The organism is Hafnia sp., from assembly GCF_036648275.1.
Lineage (GTDB): Bacteria > Pseudomonadota > Gammaproteobacteria > Enterobacterales > Enterobacteriaceae > Hafnia > Hafnia alvei.
This window is the reverse complement of sequence record NZ_JAVXIQ010000004.1, coordinates 192026-202013: the sequence shown is the minus strand read 5'-3', so window position 1 is coordinate 202013 and position 9988 is coordinate 192026. Positions and strand designations below refer to the sequence as shown.

At 49.3% G+C, this 9988-nt stretch carries 9 protein-coding genes; 4 read left to right on the top strand and 5 right to left on the bottom strand.

Annotated elements, in window-relative coordinates; all coding sequences use genetic code 11:
- The first annotated feature begins 48 nt into the window (after positions 1-48).
- The 3 genes from RSC70_RS06140 (at position 49) to RSC70_RS06130 (ending at position 3388) form a co-directional block, all read left to right on the top strand.
- Positions 49-513: a C40 family peptidase gene (locus RSC70_RS06140; RefSeq protein WP_025801280.1), complete on the top strand. Its 465-nt coding sequence runs from the start codon at positions 49-51 to the stop codon at positions 511-513.
- Between the two features lie 328 nt (positions 514-841).
- Entirely contained in the window at positions 842-1858 is a 1017-nt protein-coding gene (locus RSC70_RS06135) for a lipoate--protein ligase A (RefSeq protein ID WP_332542050.1), read from the top strand.
- 87 nt (positions 1859-1945) lie between these two features.
- On the top strand, positions 1946-3388 hold the full coding sequence (locus RSC70_RS06130) for a protein adenylyltransferase SelO (protein ID WP_332542049.1): 1443 nt from the start codon (positions 1946-1948) through the stop codon (positions 3386-3388).
- Between the two features lie 198 nt (positions 3389-3586).
- On the opposite strand, the gene add is transcribed toward RSC70_RS06130, so the two are convergent.
- From add to malX, 5 genes are all read right to left on the bottom strand, one after another.
- Entirely contained in the window at positions 3587-4585 is a 999-nt protein-coding gene (gene add / locus RSC70_RS06125; RefSeq protein WP_332542048.1) for an adenosine deaminase, read from the bottom strand.
- Between the two features lie 197 nt (positions 4586-4782).
- On the bottom strand, positions 4783-5304 hold the full coding sequence (locus RSC70_RS06120; RefSeq protein WP_332542047.1) for an N-acetyltransferase: 522 nt from the start codon (positions 5302-5304) through the stop codon (positions 4783-4785).
- A gap of 3 nt (positions 5305-5307) precedes the next feature.
- The gene (locus tag RSC70_RS06115; RefSeq protein WP_025801385.1) at positions 5308-5577 is read right to left on the bottom strand and encodes a type II toxin-antitoxin system TacA family antitoxin; all 270 of its coding nucleotides are present in this window, start codon (positions 5575-5577) and stop codon (positions 5308-5310) included.
- Positions 5578-5828: 251 nt separating this feature from the next.
- Positions 5829-7004 (bottom strand): MalY/PatB family protein, encoded by a 1176-nt coding sequence (locus RSC70_RS06110; protein WP_332542046.1) that lies wholly within the window; start codon positions 7002-7004, stop codon positions 5829-5831.
- Between the two features lie 83 nt (positions 7005-7087).
- Entirely contained in the window at positions 7088-8683 is a 1596-nt protein-coding gene (gene malX / locus RSC70_RS06105; protein ID WP_025801383.1) for a maltose/glucose-specific PTS transporter subunit IIBC, read from the bottom strand.
- Between the two features lie 250 nt (positions 8684-8933).
- Between malX and malI the strand changes: the two genes are divergently transcribed.
- Positions 8934-9965, top strand: coding sequence for a Mal regulon transcriptional regulator MalI (gene malI, locus RSC70_RS06100; protein ID WP_040044923.1), 1032 nt, complete (start codon positions 8934-8936; stop codon positions 9963-9965).
- Positions 9966-9988 lie beyond the last annotated feature (23 nt).

Sequence of the window (9988 nt, the reverse complement as noted above, 5' to 3'; positions counted from 1 at the left end):
AAGAACCTAGGTTATGGCTAGGTAAATAAGATAAGCAAAAGGGAAATTATGCGTCTTGGTTTTTTAGTGGTAGTGGCAAGTTTGGTGTTGGCGGGCTGTAGCCATAATGCGCCGCCACCAAGCGGAAAATTATCTGATTCAATCGCCGTGGTGGCGCAGTTGAACGATCAGCTACGCCAATGGCACGGTGCGCCTTATCGTTACGGTGGCTTAGAGCGTAACGGCGTTGACTGCTCGGGCTTTGTCTATCGCACTTTCCGCGACCGTTTTGAAATGCAGCTGCCTCGTACCACCAAGCAGCAAACGTCGCTGGGTACGAAGGTCGACCGCGACGAACTGATGCCGGGCGATCTGGTCTTTTTCAAAACCGGCGGAGGTGAAAACGGTTTGCATGTGGGTATTTACGATACCGATGAAACCTTTATTCACGCCTCAACCAGTAAGGGCGTTACCCGTTCTTCATTAGATAATGTCTATTGGCGTAAAGTCTATTGGCAGGCACGACGCTTATAGTTTCTACGTTATATAATTTATTAGTTATAATCCTAATTATTCAAAGCGCCCTTAATATGGGCGTTTTTTATACCCGTCATACTTGAAGCTGCATCTGTGTTGGCTGCACTTGCTCACCCGAATTACTTACTAGAGTAAGCTCATCGGGACTCGCTCCCTTGCCGCCTTGATGCACTCCAATTATTTAGGGTATATACGCGCAAAATGCCGAAATAACCTATTTCAAAACTAATTGAAACTCCTCAAATACCACAGGTACTTTCCTGCCGCAGTCAGCGCAGCGAAATGTTATTATATTCTCTATGCAAAGAATAACCGGAATTGACGAATGACCACTTTACGCTTATTGATTTCAGACTCTTATGACCCTTGGTTTAATTTGGCGGTGGAGGAGTGCATATTTCGTCAAATGGCCCCCACGCAGCGGGTGTTATTTTTGTGGCGTAATAACGATACCGTGGTGATCGGGCGGGCGCAAAATCCGTGGAAAGAGTGTAATACTCGGCGCATGAGCGAGGATGGCGTGAAATTAGCCCGCCGAAGCAGCGGCGGCGGCGCGGTATTCCACGATTTAGGTAATACCTGCTTTACCTTTATGGCCGGTAAGCCTGAATACGATAAAACAATTTCAACCGGCATTATTCTTAATGCCTTACGCAGCCTAGGCCTTGCTGCCGATGCCTCGGGTCGCAATGACTTAGTGGTCACCACTGCGGATGGCGAGCGCAAAGTTTCCGGTTCAGCGTATCGTGAAACCATGGATCGCGGCTTTCATCATGGCACGCTGCTGCTGAATGCCGATCTGAGCCGGTTGGCTAATTACCTGAATCCCGATCCGAAGAAATTACAGGCGAAAGGGATTACGTCGGTGCGTTCCCGTGTAGCAAACCTAGTGGAATTGATGCCTGATATTACCCATGAGAAAATCTGTACGGCGATCACCGAGTCATTCTTCGACCACTATGGCGAGCGCGTTGAGGCTGAACATATTTCACCGCGCTATGAGCCTGACATGCCGAATTTCAGCGAGCAGTTCCTAAAGCAAAGCAGTTGGGCATGGAATTTTGGTCAAGCGCCATCGTTCACGCACCAGTTGGATGAACGCTTTGTGTGGGGCGGCGTTGAGCTGCACTTTGACATTGAACGTGGGCTTATTACGCGCGCACAGATGTTTACCGACAGCTTGAACCCCGCTCCGCTAGAAATGCTTGCCGAGCGTTTGCATCAGGTGGCTTATCGTAGCGATGAAATTGGTGCAGTTGTGGAACAGTTAGTGCAGGAATTCCCTGAACAGCAGGCGGAACTGCATGAACTGAAGCAGTGGCTATCGCAGCAAGTGAAATAAACCCGCCATACCCGCACAGAGTGCCGGTGTTTATATCGAGTCATGCCCTCTACACTGTAATCATATGCGGTGAAAACAAGAGGGCACATGACTCAATTTATTAATAGCTATCACGATGAGCTTGCGGGTTTTTATACCGAGCTAAAGCCAACGCCGCTTAAAGATGCGCGTTTACTGTATTACAGCCAGCCCTTAGCCGATGATTTAGGCCTGAGCCCTGATTTTTTTACCGGTGAATCCGCCGCCGTTTTGCGCGGTGAGGCGCTATTACCGGGAATGAATCCTATCGCTCAGGTTTACAGTGGGCACCAATTTGGGGTTTGGGCGGGGCAGTTGGGCGATGGTCGCGGTATTTTGCTCGGCGAACAACAGCTACCCGACGGGGGCAAATACGATTGGCATCTCAAAGGTGCGGGCCTAACGCCTTATTCAAGAATGGGTGATGGCCGCGCGGTATTGCGATCGGTGATCCGCGAATTCCTAGCCTCCGAAGCACTGCACCATCTCGGCATTCCCACAACCAGAGCACTGAGTATTGTCACCAGCCAGCAGCCTGTTTTCCGCGAGCAGCCTGAGCGCGGTGCCATGCTGATGCGTATCGCGGAAAGCCACCTGCGTTTTGGCCATTTCGAGCACTTCTATTATCGCGAACAGCCTGCTGAAGTACGAAAGCTGGCGGATTACGCGATTCGCCATCATTGGCCGCATCTGGTTGATGAAAAAGATCGCTATGCACTTTGGCTGCGTGATATCGCCGAGCGAACGGCGCGCCTGATCGCCCTGTGGCAAGCGCAAGGTTTTGCGCACGGGGTAATGAATACCGATAATATGTCGATTCTGGGGCTGACCATTGATTTTGGCCCTTATGCCTTCCTTGACGATTACCAACCCGGTTTTATTTGTAACCACTCTGACTATCAGGGGCGCTATGCGTTTGATAACCAGCCCGCGGTTGCGTATTGGAACCTGCATCGTCTGGGTCAGGCGCTTTCTGGCCTGATGACTGCCGATCAAATTCGTGGTGCGCTTGATGCCTATGAGCCCGCGCTGATGGTGGCTTTTGGCGAGCAAATGCGTAAGAAACTGGGTTTCTTTAGTCGAGACAATCAAGATAACGATCTGCTGACCGAACTTCTTAGCCTTATGGCCAAAGAAGGGCGGGATTATACGCGCACATTCCGCCAGCTAAGCCATGTAGAAGTGGCCGAAAACCAAATGGCCCTGCGCGATGATTTTCTCGATCGTGATGCCTTTGATGCATGGCACCGCAAGTGGCGCTTACGTTTGCAGCAGGACAGCGTAGACGACGCAACGCGTCAGACGCAGATGAAATCGGTGAACCCTAAACGGATCTTACGCAACTATTTGGCGCAAAACGCGATTGAAGCCGCGGAAAAAGATGATATCAGCGTGCTCACCCGAGTTCATCAGGGGCTATTAAATCCTTACGAAGACGATGCTGCTTTCGATGATTTAAGTGCGTTGCCGCCGGAATGGGGTAAGACGTTGGAGATATCGTGTTCGAGTTAGGGTGATAGGATTAAAATTTCGAGTACATAACGATATGATCATTTAGTGTAAGATTTCGTTCGCCCGCTAGCAGTTGTGTTTTTATGGTATCGCTGGGGGAGGCGACCCTCATCGGTCGCCTTCGATTTAGCTATATGTGATAGCTGTTATTCATAGGCGGACGAAACCTTTCACCTTTCTTCGACTATCAACTAAACACTACCCTAATTTCTTCTCCCGCAGAGCTTGTTTCTCTTCTTCAGAAATAAACGCCATCTCCAATCCATTAATCTGAGCGGTGCGGATTTCTTCCGGCGTTAACCCTGCGGCAGGTGCGGCGACGTTATACTCATGCGCTAGCTCAATGCCTTCTACTGCCGGATCGTCAGTGTTAATTGAAGCCAGAATGCCGTGACGTAGGAAGGTTTTCAGCGGGTGATTTTCCAGTGAAGCCACGGTGCTGGTTTGAATATTTGACGTCAGGCAGGATTCCATTCCAATACGATTTTCAGCTAAATAATCCAGCAGCTGGGTATCTTCAACCGCTTTAACACCGTGGCCGATACGTTCTGCACCTAATTCATGAATAGCTTGCCAGATGCTTTCAGGACCAGCTGCTTCGCCTGCGTGAACCGTAATACGTAAGCCCGCGTCGCGTGCGCGATTGAAATGATTGAGGAATAAAGAGCCAGGGAAGCCCAGTTCGTCACCGGCCAAATCTAATGCGGTAATGCCTTCACGGCAGGCCAGCAGGGCATCTAATTCTTTTAAGCATGCGCTTTCGCCAAAAGTGCGGCTCATGATGCCGATGAGGCGAGTCTCAACGCCAAAATCACGAACGCCTGCACGCACGCCGTCGATCACGGCTTCCACGACACCTTGGACAGGCAATTGGTGTTTCATCGCCATGTAATACGGCGAGAAACGCAGTTCGGCATAATCGATACCGGCACGTAATGCATCTTCCACGTTTTCGTAGGCTACGCGGCGGCAGGCGTCTAGAGAGCCTAAAACAGCAACGCCCCAATCCAGTTTCTCTAAAAAACTGACCAAATCTGGTGCGGTATCGGTTATTTGTACGTGAGGGCGTAGGGCTTCCAGTTCTTCAGCAGGCAGTGCCAAATTGAACTGACGACCCAGTTCCAGAATAGTTTGTGGACGAATGTTACCGTCAAGATGACGATGGATATCGGTCAGAGGAAGGCGGGTGTCAATCATGATATGCACTCTCAGTTATTCTGGATAAAGTGCGTAACAGTATAAAAACAATACACTGCAAATTACCAGTGAGTTGCATAAAAATGTGATCTTAATCACAAATAATGGGTGCTGGTCTCAATTTTACGGGTGACTGTATAAATACACAGTATCAATAAAATGGTAAAAAATATGTATGGTTATTATGAGATAAACGGTTAATCCTCGAACAGTTTTTCGATGGATTTGGTTGGGTAGAAAAGTGAGTTTGCGTTATTGCCCGTGAGAGCAATAAATCCAAGTTTCAGGTAGAACTGCTTTGCTTTCTCATTGAGTGCATCGACAAACATGCCGTGAACGCCCACGGCAAGCGATGCTCGATAGACCACTTGCATCGCGTGAGTCACCAGCACCGTGCCCCATTCTTGTCCATGGAGATCTTTTTGAATGGCGAGACGCCCTAAAGTGATACTGGGTACGTTGACATAAGGCACTTTTCGTTTCTGGGTATTTGACGGAAGTGTTTCCTTTTCGAAGCAGCTACCAGATAGCGTGTAATAACCAACGACTTTGGGTTTTGGCGTTTGGGTTATGAGTAAATAGCCACGTAAAATTCGCGCATTATGCTGGCGAGCCAAATGATCGGTAAGGAATACATTCAGAGATTCTTCGCCGCAGTCAAAGTCAGAGAAATCGTATTCGGCTTCACTCGAAAAAATTGCAATGGTTAAGTTAGGCATTGACTATTCCATACTCTGTAGACGTTTGGCTGCGCGTTTAAGTCTATCGTTCGGTGCCGGTGGGGTGCTGATGGCATCCATTACCAGATTCCATGACTCATCGCTAAGGATCAAGCGACGGTGTTGCTCGATAACTTCCGCTGCACGTTCAGAGGCGCTGGTAAGCATAAACTGCGTGATAGTTTGGTTGGACATCGCCGCAGCTTCTTCGATGGCGTTTTTGTCTTCGTCAGTTAATCGAAGATCGATACGCTGTTTTTTTAATGCAGACATACTGTATTCCTCGACGGCTCGCGCTTGCGGCAGTCATTTTTCACAAATAAGTTTTAAACGGTTCAAATAAATTCAATATTGGATGTGTACGGTATTTTTCCGTACGTTGACTATAGAAGCGTTCGAACAAACTTTCAACCAGTAAATGGGTCGCTGGAAGTGTGCCGCTTTTGAGAGCAAGATTTTTGCTGAGGCGTGAGAGGAGCGGGTTTTTCCCCGCCGCTGAGTTGCGACGGGGATGTTTAGACTGGCTATTTAACTAACTTATTTAAAGCAGAAATTAGTTTTTGCACGCCTAATTCAACCTTACTGCGTGGGCAGCCAACGTTAAGTCGAACGAAGCCACGGCCTTCTTCACCGTAGGTAAAGCCAGGCATAATCGCCACTTTTTCTTCGTCGATGAGTACGCGCTGTAGTTCTTGATCGTCCACGCCTAGAACGCGCAGATCTATCCATGCCAAATACGTTGCCTGTGGGATTTTCCATGCCAATTGTGGGAAGGCTTGGTTAAGCTCGGTGGCGACGTATTCCAGATTAGACTGAAGATACGCGCGCAGTTCGTCTAGCCACGGCTGACCTTCACGATAGGCGGCAATATGCGCCGCAACGGCAAGCACCGCCGGAGAGGAAAGACCATCTTTGCTTTTAAGCTGCAAGAAATAGGCGTCACGAGTGGCGGGATCGTTAATGAAGCCATAGGCACCGGTTAAAGCAGGGATATTGAAAGACTTGGAGGCGGAGGTGAGCAATGCCCACGGTGTTTTGCCCACTTCATTCCACGGAAGGTGTTGGCGATCGCCCCACGTCATATCCATGTGAATTTCATCACTGATGACCTTCACGTCATGCCGTTCACACAGCTCGGACATGGTTTCCAGTTCGGCACGGGTCCAGACTTTCCCCGTTGGGTTTTGTGGGCTGCATAGCAACAGTACTTTGGTTTGTGGGCGAGCCAGTAGCGCTTCTAAGTGGGCCATGTCGCAGAACCATTCACCCTCAGACTGTTTCATCGGGCAGGCCAGCAATTGGCGCTGATTACCAAGTACCACTTTATAGAAAGCATCGTAGGCGGGCGTATGGGTGACAACGCATTCACCGGGCTGAGTCCACAGGCGAATGAGCTGTGCCACCATATAGATCACGGAAGGACCATAAACGGCGGTGTCGGTATCGATAGCGCTGTTAAAACGCTTAGCGTACCAGTGACGCAGTGCGCCGAGAAAATCTTCGTGCTGCCAGCGACTGTAGCCGAGCACACCGTGCGCAATGCGTTTTTCCAGTGCCTGCGTGATGCAAGGAGCGGTCGCAAAATCCATGTCGGAAATGGTGAAAGGCAGCAGATCGTTAACACCAAAACGATCGCCAATATAATCCCACTGGGTACACCACGTGCCGTGACGGTCAACAGTCTTAGAAAAATCAAACATATTTCATTCGCCTTAATTTGATGTTTGCTCGAATGAGAAATAAAGCGGGGCGCTAAGCGCCCCAAATGTATGGTCAAACAAGGTTATACGCTTGGCTGAGCTATTAGGTAGTCTAATTCATCTTTGACCGACTGTACCTGTGGCCCAATAACAACCTGCAAATTATGCTCGTTAACATGCACCACACCAATGGCGCGCAGATTTTTCAACGTTGCATCGTCAACCAGCTTCATGTCTTTCACCGAGAGGCGCAGACGGGTAATACAGTTGTCGAGTGACACGATATTATCCGCGCCGCCGAGAGCAACCAAAATCCCCGGGGTGTCATAGCCTGATTTGCTTGAAGAGGCAGCCTTGGCCGATTTCTCGCTGGTGGTGCTGTTGTCAATATCGCGTCCCGGCGTTTTGATATTGAAGCGGGTGATAGCGAAACGGAAGATAGCGTAGTAGGCAACGAACCACACTGCTGCAACCACAGGAACCATATACCATTTGGTTTGTAGGCCGTGCAGAACACCAAACACCACGAAGTCGATGATGTTGCCGTCAGTGTTACCGATAGTCACGCCGAGCACGGACATGATGGTGAAGCCCAAACCTGTCAGGATAGCGTGGATCAGATACAAGAACGGCGCGACAAACAGGAACAGGAATTCAAGTGGTTCAGTGGTACCGCCAACAACACAGGCAACCACACCAGAAATCAGCAGACCTTTAATTTTATGACGGTTTTCAGGACGCGCACAGTGGTACATCGCTAACGCGGCACCCGGTAAACCACCTAAGAAGGCGGGCATTTTACCCTGAGACAGGAACTGCGTTGCGCTTTCTGAGAAGCCGTGGGTGGTCGGGCAAGAAAGTTGGGCTTGGAAGATGGTCAACGCGCCGCTTACGGAGTGGCCGCAAACGTCCATGGTGCCGCCCGCTTCGGTGAAGCGAATAATGGCAACCAGAATGTGCTGCAAACCAAACGGTAACAGCAGACGCTCACCTGTACCGAAGATCATCGGACCAAATGCACCAGCGCTATGGATCAGGCGACCAAGGCCATTAATACCCATGGCGAACCACGGCCAGATCAATGGAACCAGCAGACCAAGCAGGCCTAAAACCAGCAGGGTGATAATAGGGACAAAGCGGGTACCGCCAAAGAACGAAAGCGCATCCGGCAGGCGAATAGTGCTAAAGCGTTCGTGCAGTAAGAACACCACAATCCCGACGATAATCGCACCCAAAATACCGGTATCAATAGACTGAATACCCAGCACGGTTTGAATGTTATTGGCTTTCAGCACCAGAGGGTCAATGCTTGGCAAAATCCCTTTGGTCGTCAGATAGAAGTTGGTGGCCAGATTGAATACGGTAAAACCTACGAATCCGGCAAATGCAGCAACGCCTTTGTTATCGCGCGCCATACCCAGCGGGATAGCAACGGCGAACATCACTGGCAGGAAGCTAAAACCGAAGGAGCCAATTTTGCTCATCCAGGTAAACAGCAACTGAAGCGGGGTATTATCCAGCACCGGCAATAACGTTAAAACATCGCGGCTGCTCAGCGAGCTACCAATTCCCAGCATAATGCCGCAGAAAGAGAGCAGCGCCACGGGCAGCATAAAGGTCTTACCAAGGCTTTGGAAAAACTCCCATAGCGTAATTTTTTGTTTGGTCTGGGTGGGCATGGACACTCCTGATGGAAAGATCCGTGGATAGGATCGCTGTTTCTAATAAAAATTATCAACTAGTCTTAGTCTTTCTGGTAAAAGAAGATAAAACGTTTTACCAAACAAAACCATTTGCCGGATCACAGTTCTAAAAATCAGTGTTAATGTGAATTATGCGAGATTGGATTAAATGTTTTACTAAAAAATACGGTAAAATAACCTACGGAAATGAATACCCTATGCTATCGACAAGTGAATAATTAACGGCATGAACCCGAAAAAGATCACCATTACCGACGTTGCGCAGCATGCAGGCGTATCAGTCACTACTGTTTCTCTGGTCCTTAGCGGCAAGGGGCGTATTTCTGATAAAACCTGTCACCGTGTTAACTCGGCGATTGAAACTCTTGGTTATGTACGCAACCAACAGGCGGCGATGCTGCGCGGAAGCGTGTCTAACGTGATCGGGCTTATCGTTAGTGACATTAGTGAGCCTTTTTATGCCGAAGTGGCAGCCGGAATTAGTGAAATCTTAGAAGCGCAGGGCAAGGTATTATTTCTCACGCAGTGCGGCAAAAAAGGGCTGCATCTGGCTCGTTGCCTTGATAGCCTGAGTGGTTACGGTGTTGATGGCATTATTGTCGGCAGCGGGCGCTTTCTTAGTGATGAGATGAAACAAAAGGCGCGAGATATGCATTTACCGTTGGTGTGCGCCGCGCGAGCCAGCGAATTTGATGATATCGACGTTATTCGTCCTGATAACTCGCAGGCTGCAAAGATAGCGACGGAATATTTGATCAAACATGGTCATCGCCAGATTGCATATCTCGGTGGGGAAAGCAGTTCCCTTACGCGCGCCGAACGCTTAGGTGGTTTTTGTGGAACCTTGATCCAATATGGTCTGCCGTTCAAATCTGAGTGGGTCGTCGAGTGCGATTGCAAGCAACAGGACGCGGCCGAAGCCACTAAAAAGCTGTTGAATCATCACCCTAAAATTACCGCTATCTTGTGTCATAAGGCGTCTATTGCTATGGGGGCTTATTTTGGCGTAATCGGCATGGGCAATAGCGTGGGTAAAGACGAAAACGAAAGCTACTATTCGCGTCAGGTCGCATTAATAGGCTTTGGGGATGTGCCGGAAGCGGAACTGACCGATCCTCCGTTGACCTTCATCAGTAGCTCCGCGCGCGAAATTGGCTATAGCGCGGCGAACCGTATGCTACAGCGTATTGATGCGCCGGATGAGCAGGTCCAACATATTATTTTGCCGCCCAAGCTGATTGCTAGAGGCTCGGCGTAATCCTTTCTGAATTAGCTTAAAAA

Coding starts and splice junctions, on each gene's coding strand:
- RSC70_RS06140 (WP_025801280.1), top strand. CDS start 49: ATGCGTCTTGGTTTTTTAGTGGTAGTGGCAAGTTTGGTGTTGGCGGGC.
- RSC70_RS06135 (WP_332542050.1), top strand. CDS start 842: ATGACCACTTTACGCTTATTGATTTCAGACTCTTATGACCCTTGGTTT.
- RSC70_RS06130 (WP_332542049.1), top strand. CDS start 1,946: ATGACTCAATTTATTAATAGCTATCACGATGAGCTTGCGGGTTTTTAT.
- add (WP_332542048.1), bottom strand. CDS start 4,585: ATGATTGACACCCGCCTTCCTCTGACCGATATCCATCGTCATCTTGAC.
- RSC70_RS06120 (WP_332542047.1), bottom strand. CDS start 5,304: ATGCCTAACTTAACCATTGCAATTTTTTCGAGTGAAGCCGAATACGAT.
- RSC70_RS06115 (WP_025801385.1), bottom strand. CDS start 5,577: ATGTCTGCATTAAAAAAACAGCGTATCGATCTTCGATTAACTGACGAA.
- RSC70_RS06110 (WP_332542046.1), bottom strand. CDS start 7,004: ATGTTTGATTTTTCTAAGACTGTTGACCGTCACGGCACGTGGTGTACC.
- malX (WP_025801383.1), bottom strand. CDS start 8,683: ATGCCCACCCAGACCAAACAAAAAATTACGCTATGGGAGTTTTTCCAA.
- malI (WP_040044923.1), top strand. CDS start 8,934: ATGAACCCGAAAAAGATCACCATTACCGACGTTGCGCAGCATGCAGGC.